The sequence below is a fragment of the Lentilitoribacter sp. Alg239-R112 genome (assembly GCF_900537175.1).
Taxonomy (GTDB): Bacteria; Pseudomonadota; Alphaproteobacteria; order Rhizobiales; family Rhizobiaceae; genus Lentilitoribacter.
On the sequence record NZ_LS999834.1, the window covers coordinates 664747 to 686104 of the forward strand.

Genomic DNA, 21358 nt, shown 5'->3' on the forward strand with positions numbered 1-21358 from the left:
ATATAATAACCTCAACCCAGAATTTAACGTTGGCGTTTAACGGGCGGTTTAGCATTTGCAGGATCATCTGGCCAATCATGTTTTGGATAACGCCCCCGCATATCGCTGCACACATCTGACCAAGAACCTTTCCAAAACCCGGGCAAATCACGGGTCAACTGAATTGGCCTTTGCGCTGGCGATAAAAGCTCGACAAGTAATGGAACCTTACCATTTAAAATCGATGGATGATGCTTCTGGCCAAAAAATTGCTGCACACGAAGTGAAATTGCAGGGCCTTCATTGCGATACTCAATTATGGCACTCTTTCCATTTTCAAGCTTAAAATGGGTCGGCACCATATCATCAAGCTGTCGTGCCTGATCCCAATTAAGAAGAGTTTTAATACCATATTCTAAACTTTGCGCAGAAATATTCTTGATCGAGAGGACATCAGTTTGAAATGGCAAAAACCATTGATCAAGTGATCCAATCAAACCTTCATCAGATAGGTTCGGCCAATTTTCATCGTAGTTTAGTCGTAGATATTCAGAGCGATCTATCCATTGGTGAAGTGACTTTGAAAAGTGTAGTTTTTTAATACCAACTTGTGAAATACCATCCGCTAAAGCTTCTGCCGCGGCAGCGCCCTCAGGCTTAGACAACTGTTTTTCCTGCAAGATAATTGCACCCAAGCGCTTTTGATACCTTGCTCGAACCGATTGACTTTGACGATCAAAGTAACACTCTTCAGCTTCTTGCAAAACGCCGTGCGGAAGATCATCCAACTCAGCCATGTCAAATCGACATGCCGACAATACACGCGGGGCGGCGGCTCTGCCGGTTAGGTCTGCGATAATAAGCATCGGCTCTGATGCTAGCTTATTCATATGATCAATCACCGCACCCCTGCCATTTGCCATCGTGAACTGACCATCTTTACTGCGTTGTTTTGCAATCCGATCTGGAAACGCTGTTGCGAGTAATCCACCAACTGACCGCGCATCATATCTTGGCAATGTTTTAACTGACTGCTCTGCCATTCTGGCAATTCTCTCTGCCAGCTTGCGGGATGAAACTGCGCGTTTACTTCTATCATTTTCAAAACGCTGCAAGCGGTATTCGATATCAACATCATTACCACCCAAACCCTGCTCGGAAAGAAGAACGGATAATTTGGCTGCCAGCAACGCCTGCCCACGTTTTGCCGCATCAATTACCATAGCAGCCAAGCGCACAGGCAATGGCAACAACCGGATAGATTTACCAAGTTCGGTTAGTTTAGCCTTTTGATCAATCGCGCCAATTTTACGCAATAGGGCCAAAGCCGCCTCGACTGCAGATGACGGTGGCTCTGTTAAAAATGCTAACTGATGTAGGTCGCTCACACCCCATGATAGACAATCCAGCATAAGCGTTGATAGATCACTTGATAATATTTCTGGTGCTGTAAATTTCGGCAAAGCAGCTTGCTGTTCTTTTTGCCACAAACGCAATGCGATTCCCGGCGCTGTTCGACCGGCACGACCTGCACGTTGTGTCGTTGCGGCCTGTGATGCTCTTATTGTCTCAAGCCGCGTAATGCCAGTAACAGCCTCAAAGAAAACTTCTCGGCGAAGTCCTGAATCTATGATGATCCGCACCCCTTCAATTGTAATTGACGTTTCCGCAATTGAAGTAGAAAGCACAACCTTTCGTCGACCATCTACAACGGGTTGGATTGCGGCATCCTGATCTTTCATTGGCATAGATCCGAAGAGCATATGACACTCGACACCATCGCCAATTCTGTTTTCCAGCCGACCGTAAACACGTTTTATTTCACCCTGACCGGGCAAGAAACATAGAATGGAACCCTCTTCTGATGCGAGTATGTTTGCGATCGCATCAACCATGACATCCTCAATGCGATCATTGGCTCGTCGTGGTTGATAACGAATATCAATCGGGAAAGTTCGACCTTCAGAAATGATCGTACCTGCATCAGGTAAGATGCGGTTGATTTCTTCAATATCGAGCGTTGCAGACATTACCAAAATCTTGAGATCTTCCCGCAAACCAGCCTGAACATCAAGCGTCAGCGCAAGACCAAAATCCGCATCCAGTGAGCGTTCATGAAACTCATCAAAGATCACGCACTCAATGCCGGATAGTTCCGGATCATCCAAAACCATCCGCGTGAAAACGCCTTCGGTCACCACTTCAATACGGGTTTTATCGGATATCTTGGTATCAAGCCGCATACGATAACCGATGGTTTGGCCAACATCATCACCATGTAACACAGCCATCCGGTGTGCTGCAGAACGAGCCGCCAAACGCCGCGGTTCAATAAGGATGATCTTACTACCTTCATACCAACTGCTTTCCAAAATCTTCAAAGGAACGACAGTCGTTTTACCTGCGCCAGGTGGCGCTGCGATAATGAGATTATTTCGTCGCGCCAACTCTTCTTCAATGTCGCTTAGAACATCATTGATGGGAAGATATGAAGAACTCATTCATTTTCCAAAAACGCAAATTTATTAGCAAAGTTAATGCGCTTCGTCCCAATTTTCCGCAGCGCGAGCATCTACTTTCAATGGAACAGACATCGATAGCGCTGGCATTGAAGCTGTTTCCATCACTGATTTGACCAAATCGATAGTCGGCTCAGTTTCGGCTTCAACGGTTTCAAAAATCAATTCATCATGAACCTGCAGAAGCATTTTTGCCTGCAAACCAGCATCAGCCAAAGATTGATCCATCTTGACCATTGCACGGCGGATAATGTCTGCCGCTGACCCTTGGATCGGTGCGTTGATTGCAGCACGTTCATTAAATGCACGAACTTGATGATTGGATGATTTTACATCCGGGAAATTGATTCTTCGACCAAATATTGTCTCGACAAAACCTTGTTCTTTCGCCAAGGTTTTGGTGTTTTCCATATAATCTTTGATGCCAGGGAAACGTTCGAAATACATTTTAATATAGTCGCTGGCTTCGCCGCGCGGAATGCCGAGTTGATTGGCGAGGCCAAAGGCTGAAATCCCGTAGATGATACCAAAATTAATTGCCTTTGCTCTGCGGCGAACTTCGCTTGGCATATCTTTGATAGGCACACCGAACATTTCGGAGGCAGTCATAGCATGAATGTCCAAACCATCCGCAAAGGCTTGCTTTAACGTCGTAAGATCCGCGACATGCGCCAAAACACGCAGCTCAATCTGACTATAGTCAGCGGAGATAAGCGTATTACCTTTTTCAGGTACGAAAGCGGTTCTAATTTTGCGACCTTCAGCGGTCCGAACTGGAATATTTTGCAAATTTGGATCGTTTGATGAAAGCCGCCCGGTTGATGTTGATGCCATTGCATAGGACGTGTGCACACGCTTTGTCACAGGGTGAATATGATTTGGCAACGCGTCAGTATATGTTGATTTTAGCTTTGTAAGCTGGCGCCAATCAACAATTTTGCGCGGCAGTTCATGACCTTCAGCGGCTAAATCTTCCAACACTTGTGCAGATGTTGACCATTGACCCGTTTTGGTTTTTGCACCACCTGGCACACCCATTTTCCCAAAGAGGATTTCACCCAATTGCTTGGGCGAGCCAATGTTAAAATTCTCACCGGCAAGTTCGTAAATTTCAGCTTCAAGCCCCGCAGCACCTTGCGCCAACTCGCCAGATAACCGTGATAGAATCTGACGATCTACTGAAATTCCCCGCGATTCCATATCGACAAGCACTTTAACCAGAGAGCGCTCTAGACGCTCATAGACTGATACCAATCCATCCGCTACGAGGCGAGGTTTGAGCGCATACCAAAGACGTAATGTTATGTCGGCATCTTCTGCGGCATAGGCTGTGGCTTTTTCGATCTCGACCAGATCAAACGTAATTGCTGATTTTCCTGAACCCGCAACTTCCTTATAGGGAATAGGTTTGTGACCAAGCCAACGATCAGCAAGCACATCCATGCCGTGACCACCGGAACTTCCGTGACCTACACCTGCATCGAGTACGTAGGACAAAAGCATCGTGTCATCAAATGACACCACATCGATATCAAGCTGCTTTAAAACCAGCATATCATATTTAAGATTTTGAGCGATTTTAAGCAGAGATGCATCTTCCAGGACATTTTTAAGCCGCGCGAGCGCCTGATCAAAGTTGATCTGGTTCTCATCCAGTCCGCCTCCAAGCAGATCATCTACACCCGTCTTATGCGTAAGTGGCACATAAGCAGCTTTAACCTTGAGGTCACTATCTTTTCCCTCGAAATAGGCAATTGAGAAGCCCACCAACTCCGCCTGCATCGCATCAAGCGACGTTGTTTCTGTGTCGAATGCAAATGTACCTTTTGCTCTGATATCAGCACACCATCTATCAAGGGTTTCAATATCACGAATTGTCTCATAAGTGCTATGATCAATGTTGGATTGTGCGACACGTTCTGCACGGGCATTTACGAGTTTACGCGGCGTATATTTTGCAGCGCTTGAACCATCATTTGGGCCATCTTCCGCATCGCTATCTTCAGGATCAAGATCAGGTCCACGGGCGTTCTCCCATTCGATCACCAATTCAGCTGGTTCGATAGTATCCGCATCGGAACCCGTGTCGGCCGCAACACGCTTGGTAAGCGTTGTCATCTCCATAGCTTTTAAATAGCTGATAAGCATCGGCCCATTGGGTTGCTCCAAAAATAACCCATCTAAATCAACGTCAAGTTCAACATCATCACGAAGACGAACAAGCTCGCGCGAGATACGAGCATTGTCAGCAAATTCAATAAGGTTTTCACGACGTTTATTCTGCTTAATCTCACCAGCACGTTCAAGTAGGGTATCCAAATTGCCAAATTGTTCAAGCAGCTGGGCCGCAGTTTTGGGTCCAATACCTGGAACACCCGGAACGTTATCAACCGAATCGCCGGCCAATGCTTGCAAATCTATCATTTGCTCAGGCGGGACACCCCATTTTTCGATAACTTCCGGCACCTGAATATGTTTGTTTTTCATCGTATCAAGCATCGACACCTGATCACCAACAAGCTGCATTAAATCTTTATCTGACGAAATAATCGTGCAATCTGCGCCTGCTTCTCGAACATGGCGGGCATAGGTTGCAATAATATCATCAGCTTCAAAGCCCTCTTTATCTATGCAAGGCAGGTTAAACGCCTTTGTAGCCTGACGGATTAGCCCAAATTGTGGGCGCAAATCTTCTGGTGGCGCATCACGATTGGCTTTGTATTCAGGATAAAGCTCATTGCGAAATGTCTTTGATGAATGATCAAAAATCACTGCAAAATGAGTGGGTGTAACACCATCATTTTCATCTCGGGCGGAAGAAACGAGCTTCCACAGCATGTTACAAAAGCCTGATACCGCTCCTACAGGCAAACCGTCAGATTTGCGCGTTAGAGACGGCAGGGCGTGATAAGCTCTGAAAATATAGCCAGAGCCGTCGACGAGGAAGAGATGATCACCTTTTTTCATGCTTCTGATTTAACGCCTAAAACCGCCAACGTCCATGCCAGATTTTTCTTTTCAACTTAGACTTATGGGTTACACTAAAACACCTGTCGAATCAGAGGTTGAAACACGCCTGTGCGTACAATCACATAAATGTTACAAATAATTAATATATTGGCCATTGTTTCGCCGCTTTCCTAACCCCAAATAACTCACATAGGCGTTACAAGCCGCTGTCTGGAAAAAAGCTTCCCCTGCTGATCCAGCCAGTCAAGAGCCTCACCCTCCCCCCCCTCATAGGGTAGGCTCCAAATAAAATGCCACCATGACCATCCCCCTCCGGTTATGGTGGCTTTTCTTTTTATCCAAATGTGATTACATCAAACTAAGAATTAGTCGATAGCTCCAATTCGTTTAACAGGATAAACTTAATGCCTTCAATTACACCCGTTTTAGAAAAAGCAGATGCAAACCTGGATACAAGCCTTGAACGCTTGTTCGAACTACTGGCTATTCCGTCGATCTCGACAGATCCGGCATATAAAGATGATTGTTATAGAACAGCTACTTTTTTAGCTGATTATCTTAATAAACTTGGTTTTAGTGCGGATGTAAGAGACACAATCGGTCACCCAATGGTTGTTGGCCATCATGCCTGTGAAAACCCAAATGCACCGCATGTTCTTTTTTATGGACACTATGATGTACAGCCAGTCGATCCTATAGAGTTATGGGACTATGATCCATTTACACCACAAATCTTGGAACGAAATGGCCGCAAAGTAATCGCAGGGCGCGGTTCTAGCGATGATAAGGGGCAACTCATGACGTTTGTGGAAGCTTGCCGAGCCTATAAAGAAACCCACGGAGAACTTCCTTGCAAGATCACAATTTTATTTGAAGGCGAAGAAGAATCTGGCTCCCCATCTCTTCAACCTTTTCTTGAAGCCAATAAGGATGAGTTAAAAGCCGACTTTGCTCTCGTGTGTGATACATCTATGTGGAACCATGAAACACCGGCGATCCCCACAAGCTTGCGCGGATTGTTGGGCGAAGAAGTGACAATTCATGCGGCATCTCGCGATCTGCATTCAGGTCTTTATGGTGGTGCAGCCGCTAACCCGATTACGATCTTAGCCCGTATTGTTGCCGATCTACACGATAGGGATGGTAAAATAACCATTGATGGGTTTTATCATGGTGTTGAAGAAACACCTGAACAGATTAAACAAGCGTGGAGAAGTCTAGACCAAAGTGATGAAGAATTTTTGGGTGATGTTGGTTTGTCCAAATGCTTTGGCGAGAAAGGTCGCTCCGCCCATGAACTTACATGGGCACGCCCAACTGCCGAAATTAACGGGATTACTGGCGGCTATACCGATGATGGCTTCAAAACCGTTATTCCAGCACAGGCCAGCGCGAAAATCTCATTCCGTCTCGTTGGCAAGCAAGATGCAGAGAAAATACGTGTGTCCTTCCGTAGATTTGTAGAAGAACGTTTGCCCGAAGACTGCACAGTAAGTTTTAAAGATCACGGCGCATCTGGCGGTATCGCATTACCATTTGATTCTCCGATCATAGAAAAAACCAAAACTGCCCTTTCGGATGAATGGCCAAAACCAACCGTTCTTGTTGGCATGGGCGGCTCCATTCCCATCGTCGGCGATTTTCAAACATTTCTTGGTATGGAATCCGTACTTGTTGGCTTTGGGCTTGCTGACGATCAGCTCCACTCTCCCAATGAAAAATACGAGCTAAATTCATTCCATAAAGGTATTCGTTCATGGATCCGTATCCTAAACGCTTTAGCCTAAAGAAAGAGAATTGAGACATACAGCGAGGAGTATGGTTAATAGTGAGCTTAACCTCCCCTTAAATTGCAACATATAGATTGTGCCTAAATAAGTATTTTAAAGAATCGATTCTGGCGCATAAATGGCACGAAAAACAACAAAAAAGAGGGTAGAACCGAGTTTTAGAAAGAAAGCTACGGCTAGGAAACCCAACAAAACCACAGCAAAATCTGGTGCTAGAAGGCGTAACTCTTCCAAATCTGGTGGCGCAAAGTCGCGTTCTGGGTCTGCACGTAGAAAAAACAAGTCTCGCAGTTTACTTGTTCGCTTTGTCAAATCATCGGTATACTGGTGTTTTGTTTTGGGTATTTGGGGCGCTCTCGCCGTCGGTGGTCTTTTTGCATTTTACGGTGCGCAAATGCCAGCTGCTGACAGTTGGGAAGTTCCAAAACGTCCACCAAATGTGAAAATTGTAGCGCTTAACAGTCAAATTATTGCAAATCGCGGTGCGACAGGCGGGGAAGCATTGCTTTTGAGCGATATGTCTCCATTTATTCCGCAAGCTGTCATTGCGATTGAAGATCGTAGATTTTACTCCCATTTCGGCATCGACCCAATCGGCCTGGCTCGTGCAATGTTTTCAAATGTTATGGCAGGCCGAACCGTACAGGGCGGCTCTACACTCACACAGCAGCTTGCAAAGAACCTATTTCTTTCACCTGAACGGACATTGGAACGAAAAGTACAAGAAGTTTTACTTTCTGTCTGGCTCGAACATAATTTCACAAAAGATCAGATCTTGGAAATGTATCTTAATCGAGTTTACTTTGGTTCTGGTGCATATGGTGTACAAGCAGCCTCTCGCCGCTACTTCCATAAACCCGCAAGCGATGTCACATTATCGGAAGCAGCGCTACTGGCGGGTCTTTTAAAAGCTCCCTCGCGACTTTCACCTGCTCGTAATCCGGATGCTGCTGAAGCAAGAGCGCAGGTTGTGCTTGGCTCCATGAGCCGTTCTGGTTTCATTGACGACAATCAAGCAACCGTCGCACTCACTCAGCCTCAAATACGGGCAAAAAGCTATTGGTCTGGTTCTGAAAATTTTGCTGCTGACCGTGTCATGAGCGATCTTAAGAAAGTTATTGGCGAGGTGAAGGAGGATCTCATTGTTGAGACTACGCTTGACCTAAATCTACAAAAAGATGCCGAAGTCATCTTACGCGATACGCTTGATCAAAACGGCAAGAAATATTCAGTGAAAGAAGGCGCGATTGTTGCTCTGGATGCAAACGGTGCAATTCGCATTCTGATTGGCGGTCGCAGCTATGAAACAAGCCAATATGACAGAGCAAGTGGCGCAAAGCGTCAACCTGGTTCAGCATTTAAGCCTTTTGTCTACGCGGCAGCGCTCGAACAAGGTCGCACACCTCAATCTGTTCGTAATGATGCGCCGGTGCGCATCAATAAGTGGACACCCAAAAATTACGATCAAAAATATCGCGGTCCTGTAACACTCACTGTAGGATTATCCAAGTCACTTAATACAATCGCTGCTCAACTTGTCATGGAGGTTGGGCCAAAAAATGTTGCCAAAACTGCACGTCGTTTGGGTATCGAATCAAAACTTACACCCAACGCGTCCATTTCCTTGGGAACATCTGAGGTCACACTGCTTGAACTAACATCCGCGTATGCACCATTTATGAATGGCGGCTACAAGGCCACACCGCATATTATATCTCGTGTCATGACGACTAGTGGGCGCGTTCTATATGAAAGCTCATTTCAAAACCCACCTCGCGTTCTTTCAACTGGTGTTGTTCAAGATATGAACTACATGCTGACGGAGGTCGTTCGGTCAGGGACTGGGCGCAAAGCACAAATCGATAATTGGCAGGTGGCAGGCAAAACTGGGACAAGTCAGTCTTTCCGAGATGCGCTCTTTGTCGGTTACACAGCAAACCTAACCATGGGTGTTTGGCTTGGTAATGACAATGGTAAGCCGACTCAAAAAGTAACAGGCGGTGGATTGCCAGCACAAATCTGGCAAAAAGTTATGACAAATGCGCATTATGGTGTACCCGTTGCCTCACTACCACGCGTGACGGTCACCGCACCATTGGGTGAGATTTCAAATATAAACGGAACTGATAATGAGCCACTTGATCTTACGCGCGATCTAAAACCCATTCCAAATATTTCTATCGAATCAACCAGCTCTATCCCTATACCAGCACAGCGCGGCCAAGCATCAAAGCCGCGGCGCCAAGCGCAAATCAAACCGCAAACCAGATCACAATCTGCCGGGTTAACGCCACCCGGGGATGTCGGTCGAAAGTCTCAAAAATCCAGACCTGATAGGCCAAAATCCATACTTGATGTCATTTTGGGGCAATAATTTTTAGAAAATTTGCGATTCTTCTCTAAAAGTTGCAACTCAATGGCTTGCAGTCTGATCAAACCCTTCTTATATAGGCCTCAGATAGCAAAGGGGTGTTTTTGCTAGCCAAATACCACATCCTTTGGTAAATGGACCGCTTTGGCGGAACACCTTAATATGTCAGTACCCATAGGGGTTGTTTTGGAATGCTGAATTTCGGTTCCAACAACTCGCTTTTAGGAGAAAGAAGAGAATGGCAAAAGTAATAGGAATTGACTTGGGAACTACAAACTCCTGTGTCGCAGTAATGGATGGCGGAGAAGCTAAAGTTATCGAAAATGCAGAAGGTGCACGTACAACGCCTTCAATGGTTGCATTTTCTGATGATGGTGAGCGTCTTGTTGGTCAACCCGCGAAACGTCAGGCAGTGACGAACCCAACCGATACACTATTTGCTGTAAAGCGTTTGATCGGTCGTCGTTTTACGGACAAAATGGTCAAAAAAGATAAAGACCTTGTCCCATATGAAATCGTCAAAGGCGAAAATGGCGATGCATGGGTTAAAGCGTCCGGTAAGGATTATTCACCATCACAAGTTTCTGCGATGATTCTTCAAAAAATGAAAGAAACTGCTGAAGCTTACCTCGGCGAGACTGTCCAGCAGGCAGTTATCACTGTTCCTGCTTACTTTAATGATGCACAGCGTCAAGCAACTAAAGATGCAGGCAAGATTGCTGGCCTTGAAGTTCTACGGATCATCAACGAGCCAACCGCTGCGGCTCTTGCATACGGCCTTGATAAAAAAGAAGGCAAAACAATTGCAGTCTACGATCTTGGCGGTGGTACATTCGATGTATCCATCCTAGAAATCGGCGACGGTGTTTTCGAAGTTAAATCAACCAATGGTGATACATTCTTGGGTGGTGAAGATTTTGACATGCGTTTGGTTGAATATCTTGCGACTGAATTTAAGAAAGATCAGGGTGTAGACCTTAAAAGCGATAAGCTTGCTCTTCAACGCTTGAAAGAAGCTGCTGAAAAAGCAAAAATCGAATTGTCTTCAACGACACAAACTGAAATCAACCTTCCGTTCATCACAGCTGATGCTTCAGGTCCAAAACACTTAACAATGAAACTTACTCGTGCAAAGCTTGAAAATCTCGTTGATGATTTCGTTCAGCGCACAGTTGGTCCATGTAAAGCAGCTCTTAAAGATGCTGGCATTTCTGCTGGTGAGATCGACGAAGTTGTTCTTGTGGGCGGCATGACACGTATGCCTAAAATCCAGGAAGTTGTTAAAGAATTCTTTGGTAAAGAGCCGCACAAAGGTGTGAACCCGGATGAAGTTGTTGCCATGGGTGCAGCTATTCAGGGCGGTGTTTTACAAGGTGATGTTAAAGACGTTCTTCTTTTAGATGTGACCCCTCTTTCACTTGGTATTGAAACATTGGGCGGTGTGTTCACTCGTCTGATTGATCGCAACACAACAATTCCAACGAAGAAAAGCCAGGTCTTCTCAACTGCTGAAGATAACCAAAATGCTGTGACTATTCGTGTGGCTCAAGGTGAGCGTGAAATGGCTGCGGATAACAAAAATCTTGGCCAGTTTGATCTTGTAGGTATTCCTCCGGCACCGCGTGGCGTTCCACAAATCGAAGTTACATTTGATATCGATGCCAATGGTATTGTGAATGTATCGGCGAAAGATAAAGGCACAGGCAAAGAACACCAAATTCGCATTCAAGCGTCTGGCGGCCTGTCTGATGATGATATCGATGATATGATCAAAGAAGCTGAAAACAATGCGGAAGCGGATAAAAAGCGTCGCGAGACAGTTGAAGCTAAAAACAATGCGGAAAGCTTGATCGATTCATCTAAAAAGTCGCTTGAAGAATATGGCGATAAAGTTTCTGAAGATGATCGCAATGCAATTTCTGCAGCGATCGAAGGCTTGGAAGAAGCTGTTGCAGCTGAAGAACCAGATGGTGATGTTATCAGCGAGAAAACACAAGTTCTCATGGAAGCTTCCATGAAACTTGGTCAGGCAATGTATGAGGCTCAGCAAGCTGAAGAGCAAGCTGCCGCTGATGCGGATGCCGCGGCAGATGCAGCAGCTGACGACAATGTTGTTGATGCTGACTTTGAAGAAGTTGATGACGCTGATAGCGATCAAAAATCTGCTTAAATCCAACTTATAAACAATTGGCGATCACCAGATTTAAACTGGGATCGCCAATTGCACACTAACGGATATTTCTCAAATGGCAAAAGCTGACTTCTACGAATTGCTCGGCGTTTCAAAGAGCGCGGACGAGAAAGAGCTGAAAAGCGCTTTCCGTAAACTTGCCATGAAACACCATCCGGATAAAAACCCAGACAATCCGGAAGCTGAGAAAAAATTCAAAGAAATTAATGAAGCCTATGAGACGTTGAAAAACCCTCAAACACGTTCCGCTTACGATCAGTATGGTCATGCCGCTTTTGAACAAGGCGGCCCAGGTGCTGGTGGTGGCGGCTTCGGCGGCGGCGCTGGCGGGTTCCATGATATTTTCGAAGATATCTTTGGAGATATGATGGGTGGTGGTGGCGCTCGCACACGACGATCAAGTGGTGGTCGCGAACGCGGTGCTGATCTTCGTTACAATATGGAAATTTCTCTTGAAGAGGCTTATGAGGGTAAAACTGCTCAAATCCGTGTGCCGACTTCTGTTTCATGCACAACATGCTCAGGCTCCGGTGCAAAACCAGGCAGCAGTCCAACCACTTGCTCTACATGTGGTGGCATTGGTCGCGTACGCGCAGCGCAAGGTTTCTTCTCTGTAGAGCGCACTTGTCCGACATGTCACGGTAATGGTCAGATGATTTCTGATCCTTGCACCAAATGTTCTGGTCAGGGCCGTGTCTCCGAAGAAAAATCACTATCGGTTAATATTCCTGCAGGTATCGAAGATGGTACACGTATTCGCGTTGCCGGAGAAGGCGAAGCAGGACAACGCGGTGGTCCAACGGGCGACTTATATATATTCTTATCTGTTAAGCCGCATGAATTTTTCCAGCGCGAAGCTGCTGATCTATATTGTGCCGTACCGATTTCTATGGCGAAAGCTGCCCTTGGCGGTAAGTTTGAAGTCACCACACTTGATGGCACTAAGTCCCGCATCACGATCCCTGAAGGTACACAATCAGGCAAAGAGCTTCGAATGCGCGGCAAAGGTATGCCGGTGATGCGCTCTAGCCAAATGGGTGATCTATACATTCGTGTTGCGGTTGAAACACCACAAAATTTGAGTAAGCGTCAAAAAGAGCTATTGGAAGAATTCCAAGAAATTTCATCTAAAGAAAATAGCCCAGAAACATCGGGTTTTTTCTCTAAGATGAAGGGTTTCTTTGATACATTAAGTGATTAATAGAATTGTTTTTCGCTTTTCTTGACAAAGTAACTTCTTTTCGCCGAAATTAACCATTAGTTAAGAATTCTCAAACGGCCTTAGACTTGCACTGTTAGCTTGTATATGTTCGTCGAAAAGTTGGTAACAAGGTTTCTGAGGGCGACATGCGTCTTGATATCGCAAATAAAATAGTCAAAAAATTCGATGATGAAATCGTATTTTTGAAAGGTATGATTTCCTCGCCGGATACAGTTGGATCTATCGTTCCCACATCACGTACAACTGCACGATGTATGGCTCGGCAAATTGATTTAACATCAGATCTGCCAGTCCTTGAACTAGGGCCAGGGACAGGCGTCATAACGAAAGCTATCCTAAGCGAAGGCGTTAAACCAGAAGGCCTTTATTGTGTTGAATATTCGGATATTTTTGCAAAACGCCTAGTCAAAGCATTTCCAAACGTCAATATTTTGAATGGTGATGCATTTCGTCTCGATGACGTTTTGAATGATAAAAAAGATCAAATTTTTAATACGATTATTACATCTATGCCATTGTTGAATTTTCCGATGGTGAACCGTATTTCGCTTATTGAAGATCTGCTTGATCGATTGCCTAACGGTCGGCCAATAATTTTGTTTTCCTATAGTGCGACAGCACCGGTCCCGACAGACGGTCAAAATTTCAAAGTAAAATCGATAAGTTGGGTATTCCGCAATGTGCCGCCTGCACGTGTTTGGGCTTATACTCGCCGATAAATTAGCGCGATAGTTAGGCTCTTAACATCATGATGAAAAAAATTCTTGTTATTCCCGGATCGAACAGATCTGGCTCCCATAATGTAAAACTTGCGGCAGCAGCGGCAAAGGAGTTTGCATTACTTGGTGCTGACGTTACGCGAATATCTCTTCTTGATTACCCGCTCCCACTATATGATGAGGACTTGAAAAGTAACGATGGCATTCCGAAAAATGCGTCCAAAATAGCCAGTTTAATTGATTTACACGATGGCGTATTCATCGCAAGCCCTGAATATAATGCGTCAGTCTCACCTCTGCTTAAAAACATGATCGATTGGGTGAGTGTAATCCGTGAAATTGATGGCAGAGCTTTTGCGCCATGGAAAGAAGCAACCCTGGCACTGGGTGCAGCTTCTCCCGGCAATCTTGGCGGAGTGCGCGGGTTGAACCACCTACGGTCAATCATGGTTTCTATCGGAAGTCTCGTTATCTCGGAGCAAGTATTAGTACCAAAAGCGGGAATCGCATTTGGTGAAGATGGCTCAATCTCAAGCGAGCGAACAGCCAAATCTTTGTCAAATACGTGTCGGTCACTTTTCAGAGCTAGCGCTTAATAAACTTATCTGAAACCCCAATACTTATCAGATACTTTCGTCTGTTACGTTTAGTCACCTTGCAGTTTTTATGCGGTTCTGTCACAAGATCAGAAAATCATAAGTGCGGGAATAGATTATGGCTACCAATCACGATGTCAAAAATCAACTGATCGTCGCCCTAGATGTACCAAGCGTTAAAGAGGCTGAAACTATCGTCACCGAACTCGGTGATAGTGCAATATATTACAAAATTGGTCACCAACTTGGATTTGCTGGTGGGCTATCATTTGCATCTGACTTGATCAAAGACGGCAAAAAAATCTTTCTTGATATGAAATTGCTGGATATCGACAATACTGTCGCAAAGGGCGTTGAGAGTATTGCCAAAATGGGTGTTTCCATGCTCACTATACATGCTTACCCAAAGGCAATGCGAGCAGCTGTCGAGGCCGCAAAAGGTTCTGAGCTTACTCTGCTTGGGGTGACAGTTTTAACGTCTATGGATGGTAAGGATCTACTTGAAGCAGGGTACTTACATTCTGACCCTACCGAACTGGTTAAAGCTCGTGCAAAACAAGCAGCTGACGCTGGCATGGGCGGCGTTGTTTGCTCTGCGCAAGAAGCAGCAATTGTTCGTCAGATTGTCGGCGAAGACATGGCCATTGTAACACCAGGCATCCGGCCTGCTGGTGCTGATTTGGGCGACCAAAAACGGGTTATGACACCTTCTCAAGCTATCGAAGCTGGCGCAAGTCACCTCGTTGTCGGCCGTCCGATTGTGGCAGCTAGTGATAGGCGTGCCGCAGCGCTTAATATCATCATGGATATGACGAATATCGAAGCTCAAACGATAACAACGCCTGCTGCAGCTCCGAAACCGAAAGGCTATTGGATCGCGCGGATCGATGCGCAAGATGGTAGTGAAGAGCATTATCAAGACTACATCAACACGGCAAAGCCTGCTTTCGAAAAATATGGTGCAAAATTTATCGTAAGAGGCGGCAATTCAATTGCTGTCGAAGGCCAAGGTCGCAAACGAAACATCATTATAGAGTTTGAATCATTAGAAGTGGCGCAAGCATGCTATAATTCGGAGCAATATCAAAAGGCGACCGCGATCAAACTAGCAGTTGCAGATAGTGAAATTATTTTGGTAGAAGGTTTGCAGTAATTATGTCTTGCTGGTAACAGGGCATAAACTTGTGCGCACTATAGTAAGCTTATCGCAAATTTTACAAAAATGATCTAGAAACTTGTGAAATACCAACCGTTCACGGCAGGAGCAAATCAATGGAAGTCAGCAATCAACCTAAACTCGTCACAGTTTTTGGTGGTTCAGGTTTTCTTGGACGCCATATCGTTCGTCTTTTGGCAAAAGAAGGTTACAATATTCGTGTTGCTTGTCGTCGGCCCGACCTTGCTGGCCACTTACAGCCATTGGGAAATGTTAGCCAGATCACAGCGGTACAGGCAAACTTGCGCTATCGCGATTCTATAGATCGCGCGGTCCAAGGCTCTGATTATGTCATAAATTGTGTCGGCATCCTTTTTGAAAGTGGGCGTAATACATTTGATGCGGTTCAGGAATTTGGCGCACGGGCTATTGCAGAAGCGGCAAAAGCCAACAATGCAAAATTGGTCCATATTTCAGCAATTGGTGCTGATAAAAATTCCAACTCTGATTATGCCAGAACAAAAGGTCGAGCCGAAGAAGCAGTCTTAAATATTGTGAAAGATGCTGTTATTTTGCGACCATCTATTATTTTTGGTCCAGAAGATGGGTTTTTCAATAAATTTGCTGACATGTCTCGGTTTGCACCAGCTCTGCCGCTGATAGGTGGTGGCCATACGAAATTCCAACCGGTTTATGTTGCGGATGTTGCGGCGGCTGTTGTCAAAGGTGTAAATGGCGAACTTCAGGCTGGCAAAACGTATGAACTCGGCGGACCAGAGGTCATGAGTTTTAAAGAATGCCTACAGCTTATGCTTAAAGTTATTTCCCGTAAACGCATGATGGTCTCGCTACCTTGGGCAATCGCCTCCCTGATTGGCAGCATAACCTCACTTATACCATTTATCGATCCGCCACTTACACCAGATCAAGTCGAACTTCTTAAGCAAGATAATGTGGTATCAACAGATGCCGAGAACGCTGATCTTGATCTTCAATCAATGGGTATTGCGCCGACAGCACTTGAAGCCATTCTCCCAACCTATTTGGTACATTATCGCCCCGCAGGCCAATATACGAAGATGAATTCATCATCATAAATTCATGATACATCATCTACGCAACAGAAATGTTGGAAAACTTGTTTTCCAACATGGATTTTAACCAAATCAGATGTTTTGGGGTTGCTATTTTTTGCTGTGTCAGCGACATAGCGTTCATATTTCTCAACCCTGAAAACACGATTAAAACCCTGTTCAGACTGCGAGGGCTTGTGTCCTCAGGCCAACAACAACAGAGAGCTGTTTTATGATTAAAGCCGTCGTTCCTGCATTCATTCTTGCTGTAACAATTATTATATCTGCTTCTGCATTTGCGCCACGCAGCAATATGATTGGAGATGAAGGATGCGACCTTGCTTATGGTATTGAAGGATGCAGCAAAACTTCCCTACACTAAATCATTAGGTCAACCAAAGACCTATCAGGCCAGCAGTTCCAATGAATATTCGCCAAATTGCAAATGGCATGAACCCGTGCTTTGAAACAAAATCCAGCAGCCCCCTTACCACAAATGCACCCGCGATAAATGCGGTAATAAATCCTACACCTATGATCGATAGATCATCATATGACAGTTGATCTATATTTTTATAAAGATCGTAAGCAAAAGCTCCAACCATGGTTGGCATTGCCAAAAAGAATGAAAATTCTGCAGCTGATCGCTTATCTGTTCCCATCAATAGAGCACCCGCGATTGTTGCACCAGAACGTGATGTTCCTGGCACCATAGCAAGAACTTGGCACATTCCAATTTTTAGAGCCAATGAAGGTGGGTATTCCATCGCATCAAAATATCGCGGTTTTAATGGTAGACGGTCGATAACCAGCAAGATTACACCACCAATAATCAGTACAATACAAATAAGCATTGGAGCTTCGAAAAGGACCGTTTTAATGAAATCATGCGCAAGCACCCCAACAAATGCAGCGGGCAGAAAAGCAAGTATAATAGCTGCAACAAACCGTCTTGCTTTTGTACTTTTTGGTAAATCGATGAAGACTTGCCACAGACGGGTGAAATAGATACTTAGTATAGCTAAGATCGCACCAAGTTGAATAAGTATCTCAAACGTATTGCCCGGTGAATCAAAACCTATAAAATGCCCGGCGAGAAGAATATGACCTGTTGAAGACACGGGAATAAACTCCGTTAAACCTTCTAGAAGACCTAAAAGAATTGCACCCACTATTGTTTGATCAGCCATTGCACTCGTTCCACCTACATTCTAAAGATTTTCTACTTATTGGAATCAAATTCTTTTGATCATCATTTAGCCATTTAAGCCATATAACTCTTGCAGTTATTAATGTCAGTGATAAATTTAAGAAGTTGAAATAAAACTAATCTATTCACTCAATATCATGCCAACGGGATCTGCTTAATTCATGCCTGTATTGTATCATTACACTTTGTCGCCAGCGTCCCGCTTCATCCGTCTTTGTTTGGGCGAATATAATCTCAAAACCGACCTCGCCGAAGAGTATCCTTGGGAAATACGCAAAGACTTTCTTGCCATGAACCCTGCAGGGACGCTTCCAGTTTATCTTGACGATACTATGCGAGCATTAAGTGGCGCCCACGTAATGGCGGAATATTTAGATGAAACACATGGCATTCTGTTTCGTGACAAGAGATTGTTAGCAGAAGACCCATTTGAGCGGGCGGAAACTAGAAGGTTGATGGAATGGTTTTTGATCAAGCTGGAGAATGAAGTCACAACGCCTCTTCTTAAAGAACGCGTTTATAAGCTTTTTGCACCATCGGTAAATGGTTCATCTGCACCCGATTCGAAGAAGCTTCGAGTTGCGCGCAGCAATATTAACCTTCATCTAAAATACTTGAACTGGCTAGCTGGCACTCGAAACTGGCTTGCCAGTGACCGCCTAAGCTATGCAGACTTAGCCGCAGCATCGGCAATATCAACACTCGATTACCTTGGTGAGGTCCATTGGTCTGAGTTTCCGCAAGCCAAGGAATGGTATCAACGAATTAAATCACGCCCCTGTTTTCGTCCTCTTCTGGCCGAACGCATTGTAAAAATACCGCCAGTATCGCATTATGCAGATCTTGATTTCTAGTTGGGGTTTTACGGGTTGAATTGGCAGATCTTTTATCTAACCAGAAGCTAAAAGAATTTCTAATATCGGATGCTGAGCGTTTGGGCTTTTCCGATATGCGGATTACCAGCGCTGATCAAGTTCCACTACTCAAAGACAATCTGCTAAAGTTTGTTTCCAACCAATATCATGGAACAATGGATTGGTTGAAGGAAACAATTGATCGGCGTAGTGATGTCAAAACTCTATGGCCCAATGTGAACTCAATCATCATGTTATCCATGTCCTATTCGCCGGACACCGACCCGCTTGGTAATTTGGAAAATCCTGATGTAGCCAATATTTCAGTTTATGCACGACATCGCGATTATCATGACCTTATTAAAGGGCGACTTAAAGAGATCGCTGGAAGATTAGCTGCGCGATCGGACAAGGATGTGAAAGTCTTCGTCGATACAGCTCCCGTTATGGAAAAACCACTTGCTCAGAAAGCGGGCTTAGGCTGGCAAGGCAAACACACAAACCTTGTTAGTCGAAAACAAGGTTCATGGTTCTTCCTTGGTTCAATTTTTACAGAAGCAGAGCTTGAGCCTGATGAGGCAGAGAATAATCACTGCGGAACTTGCTCTGCATGTATTTTGGCCTGTCCTACCAATGCTTTTCCAGCGCCATATAAAATCGATGCACGACGCTGCATTTCCTATTTAACGATAGAACACAAAGGTCCAATTGAGCACGAATTTCGAGAGAAAATCGGCAATCGAATTTATGGTTGCGATGACTGCCTTGCTGCCTGCCCATGGAACAAATACGCGATCGAAGCAAATGAAAACAAGCTAAAAGCTCGCAGCGATTTGATTTCACCTGAACTCGAAGACCTTCTCAAGTTTGATGACGCTGCATTCCGCACGTTCTTTTCCGGCTCACCCATCAAACGCATAGGTCGTGATCGCTTTGTTCGAAATGTGTTAATCGCGGCTGGCAATAGCAAAAACCCAAAATATAAAGAAGCCTGTGTCAGATTACTGAATGATAAGAATGAGACTGTTCGCGGCGCGGCAATTTGGGCGCTTGCAAAACTAATAAAAAAATCAGAATTGCGGCAACTCTACTCGCAAAACACTAATGAAAAAGATGCGAGTGTTCTTGATGAATGGAACATAGCTCTTGACCGAGATATAAACCAAGCAATTAGCCAAGTATTGAAAGATAGTAAATGAGACTTATGATTTTTGGCGCAGGGTTTTCTGGCCGCACGATTGGAAAACATATTCAAGATAATTTTCAGTTCATTGGCGGCACGACACGGCAGGACAAAAACTTTTCTCAACTTCGTGATGATGGGATCTCACCTTTTCAATTCACCGGTGAGGCATTTTCAGATGTGCTTTCTCAAGAATTAAAAGACGTTACCCACATTATTCAATCGATCTCACCAGACAAAGGAGGAGATCCATTGTTACCGCTGATTAGTCATAAGTTGCTTACACTAATGCCGAACCTAAAATGGGTAGGGTATCTTTCAACGGTGGGCGTTTATGGCAATCATGATGGTGAATGGGTTAACGAAGAAACTGTTTGCAAACCAGTTTCAAAACGGTCCATTGCAAGACTTGACGCGGAAAATGCATGGACGAGCCTATGCAACGCGAATGATCTTCCTTTGGCGATTTTACGTCTTTCCGGTATCTACGGCCCGGGCCGGAATACATTCGTAAACTTCGAAAAAGGTAAAGCACGCCGCCTTGTTAAAGAAGGGCAAGTCTTCAATCGAATTTTTGTCGATGATATTGCACGTGCTGCGAAATTGCTGATGACACAGAATATAAGCGGCATATTTAATATTACTGATGATGAACCCGCCCCTCCGCAGGACGTTGTTGCCTATGCCGCCGAACTGCTTGGAGTTGAACCACCACCAGAAATTGATTTCCAGACAGCAGACCTTACGCCCATGGCTCGCTCATTTTATGGAGAAAATAAACGTGTTTCCAATCAAAAGATTAAAGATCTAGGGTTTGAGTTTTTGCAGCCCAATTATCGTTCTGCACTTGCCTATTTACACGGCAGATATCACACGTAGATGTTAGGCTGGAATATGGGCTAGTTTCGCCAAAAGTTCGGTGGCGTTTTTCACGCTCATCTTTTTATGCAGCCGCAACCGAATATCTTCGATGGATCGTGGTGACATAGAAAGCTCAATTGCGATTTCCTTGCTGGTTAGACCCTTACTTAAATACAGAATTACCTCTCGTTCACGTGGTGTAAAACTATGGGTTGTTTGCGAAATCACCGCGTAACTCATAATGGTCTTTGCAAGTGGAGCTTCTCGCGTTAGGGTTTGCGCGCGAAATCGACACCAAATCTGATCACCATCTTTTCGCTTCACCAAACGCTCATCGGTGTATACGCCTTTTTCCTTCAGCGGCTTTATCCCGATATCGCGCACATTGTCGAACTCTTTCCGAGTTTGATAAAACATTCGAAAGGATTGCTCCAATACTTCATCTTTTTGATAGCCAAGCATCTCTGCAAACATCAGATTGCAACTTTTAACAATTCGATGTTGGGTCAAAACAATCCCAATGGGCGCACTTTCATATGCAATTTGGTCAAAATTGATATCAGCCATGACATTACTCCAAATAGATGCCAATGGTATTTCTACGGTATTGTCCCCGTAGCTACAATAAGCTTAGATATAAATCTTAATACTCAAACGATTATTG

Annotated in this window: 16 protein-coding genes and 1 pseudogene; 13 read left to right on the forward strand and 4 right to left on the reverse strand. The window is 44.8% G+C overall.

The window, feature by feature from the left end:
• Positions 1-23: 23 nt before the first annotated feature.
• Positions 24-2480, reverse strand: a complete 2457-nt coding sequence (gene hrpB, locus G3W54_RS16480) for an ATP-dependent helicase HrpB (protein ID WP_162654356.1) — start codon at positions 2478-2480, stop codon at positions 24-26.
• 33 nt (positions 2481-2513) lie between these two features.
• Positions 2514-5465 carry a DNA polymerase I gene (polA, locus tag G3W54_RS16485; RefSeq protein WP_162654357.1) on the reverse strand — a complete coding sequence of 984 codons (2952 nt, stop codon included), beginning with the start codon at positions 5463-5465 and terminating at the stop codon, positions 2514-2516.
• A 407-nt stretch (positions 5466-5872) separates the two neighbouring features.
• Here polA and G3W54_RS16490 point away from each other — a divergent pair, with 407 nt between their 5' ends.
• The 10 genes and pseudogenes from G3W54_RS16490 (at position 5873) to G3W54_RS16530 (ending at position 16968) form a co-directional block, all read left to right on the forward strand.
• Positions 5873-7255, forward strand: a complete 1383-nt coding sequence (locus tag G3W54_RS16490) for a M20/M25/M40 family metallo-hydrolase (RefSeq protein WP_162654358.1) — start codon at positions 5873-5875, stop codon at positions 7253-7255.
• Positions 7256-7376: 121 nt separating this feature from the next.
• Positions 7377-9632, forward strand: a complete 2256-nt coding sequence (locus tag G3W54_RS16495) for a transglycosylase domain-containing protein (RefSeq protein ID WP_162654359.1) — start codon at positions 7377-7379, stop codon at positions 9630-9632.
• A 178-nt stretch (positions 9633-9810) separates the two neighbouring features.
• On the forward strand, positions 9811-11799 hold the full coding sequence (dnaK, locus tag G3W54_RS16500; protein WP_256366966.1) for a molecular chaperone DnaK: 1989 nt from the start codon (positions 9811-9813) through the stop codon (positions 11797-11799).
• A 76-nt stretch (positions 11800-11875) separates the two neighbouring features.
• Positions 11876-13021: a molecular chaperone DnaJ gene (gene dnaJ, locus G3W54_RS16505; RefSeq protein WP_162654361.1), complete on the forward strand. Its 1146-nt coding sequence runs from the start codon at positions 11876-11878 to the stop codon at positions 13019-13021.
• Between the two features lie 146 nt (positions 13022-13167).
• On the forward strand, positions 13168-13761 hold the full coding sequence (gene pmtA / locus G3W54_RS16510) for a phospholipid N-methyltransferase PmtA (protein WP_162654362.1): 594 nt from the start codon (positions 13168-13170) through the stop codon (positions 13759-13761).
• Between the two features lie 29 nt (positions 13762-13790).
• A complete protein-coding gene (locus G3W54_RS16515; RefSeq protein WP_162654363.1) occupies positions 13791-14357 on the forward strand; it encodes an NAD(P)H-dependent oxidoreductase in 567 nt (188 codons plus the stop codon).
• Between the two features lie 118 nt (positions 14358-14475).
• Positions 14476-15168 (forward strand): annotated as a pseudogene (pyrF, locus tag G3W54_RS16520) (orotidine-5'-phosphate decarboxylase); the annotation flags it as partial.
• On the forward strand, positions 15166-15510 hold the full coding sequence (locus G3W54_RS19315; RefSeq protein ID WP_244627974.1) for a DUF1330 domain-containing protein: 345 nt from the start codon (positions 15166-15168) through the stop codon (positions 15508-15510). The pseudogene pyrF and the gene G3W54_RS19315, both read left to right, overlap by 3 nt.
• A 119-nt stretch (positions 15511-15629) precedes the next feature.
• Positions 15630-16610, forward strand: a complete 981-nt coding sequence (locus tag G3W54_RS16525; RefSeq protein ID WP_162654365.1) for a complex I NDUFA9 subunit family protein — start codon at positions 15630-15632, stop codon at positions 16608-16610.
• Between the two features lie 208 nt (positions 16611-16818).
• Positions 16819-16968: a hypothetical protein gene (locus G3W54_RS16530; RefSeq protein ID WP_162654366.1), complete on the forward strand. Its 150-nt coding sequence runs from the start codon at positions 16819-16821 to the stop codon at positions 16966-16968.
• A 4-nt stretch (positions 16969-16972) separates the two neighbouring features.
• On the opposite strand, the gene G3W54_RS16535 is transcribed toward G3W54_RS16530, so the two are convergent.
• Positions 16973-17776, reverse strand: coding sequence for an undecaprenyl-diphosphate phosphatase (locus G3W54_RS16535; RefSeq protein ID WP_162654367.1), 804 nt, complete (start codon positions 17774-17776; stop codon positions 16973-16975).
• A gap of 181 nt (positions 17777-17957) precedes the next feature.
• Here G3W54_RS16535 and G3W54_RS16540 point away from each other — a divergent pair, with 181 nt between their 5' ends.
• From G3W54_RS16540 to G3W54_RS16550, 3 genes are read left to right on the forward strand one after another with little or no spacing between them, the layout of a single operon-like run.
• Positions 17958-18650, forward strand: coding sequence for a glutathione S-transferase family protein (locus G3W54_RS16540; protein WP_162654368.1), 693 nt, complete (start codon positions 17958-17960; stop codon positions 18648-18650).
• Positions 18651-18670: 20 nt separating this feature from the next.
• Positions 18671-19849, forward strand: a complete 1179-nt coding sequence (gene queG, locus G3W54_RS16545) for a tRNA epoxyqueuosine(34) reductase QueG (RefSeq protein ID WP_256366967.1) — start codon at positions 18671-18673, stop codon at positions 19847-19849.
• Positions 19846-20712, forward strand: coding sequence for an SDR family oxidoreductase (locus G3W54_RS16550; protein WP_162654369.1), 867 nt, complete (start codon positions 19846-19848; stop codon positions 20710-20712). The genes queG and G3W54_RS16550 overlap by 4 nt, the downstream gene beginning before the upstream one ends.
• 3 nt (positions 20713-20715) lie before the next feature.
• On the opposite strand, the gene G3W54_RS16555 is transcribed toward G3W54_RS16550, so the two are convergent.
• Positions 20716-21261: a PAS and helix-turn-helix domain-containing protein gene (locus G3W54_RS16555; RefSeq protein ID WP_162654370.1), complete on the reverse strand. Its 546-nt coding sequence runs from the start codon at positions 21259-21261 to the stop codon at positions 20716-20718.
• Between the last annotated feature and the right edge of the window lie 97 nt (positions 21262-21358).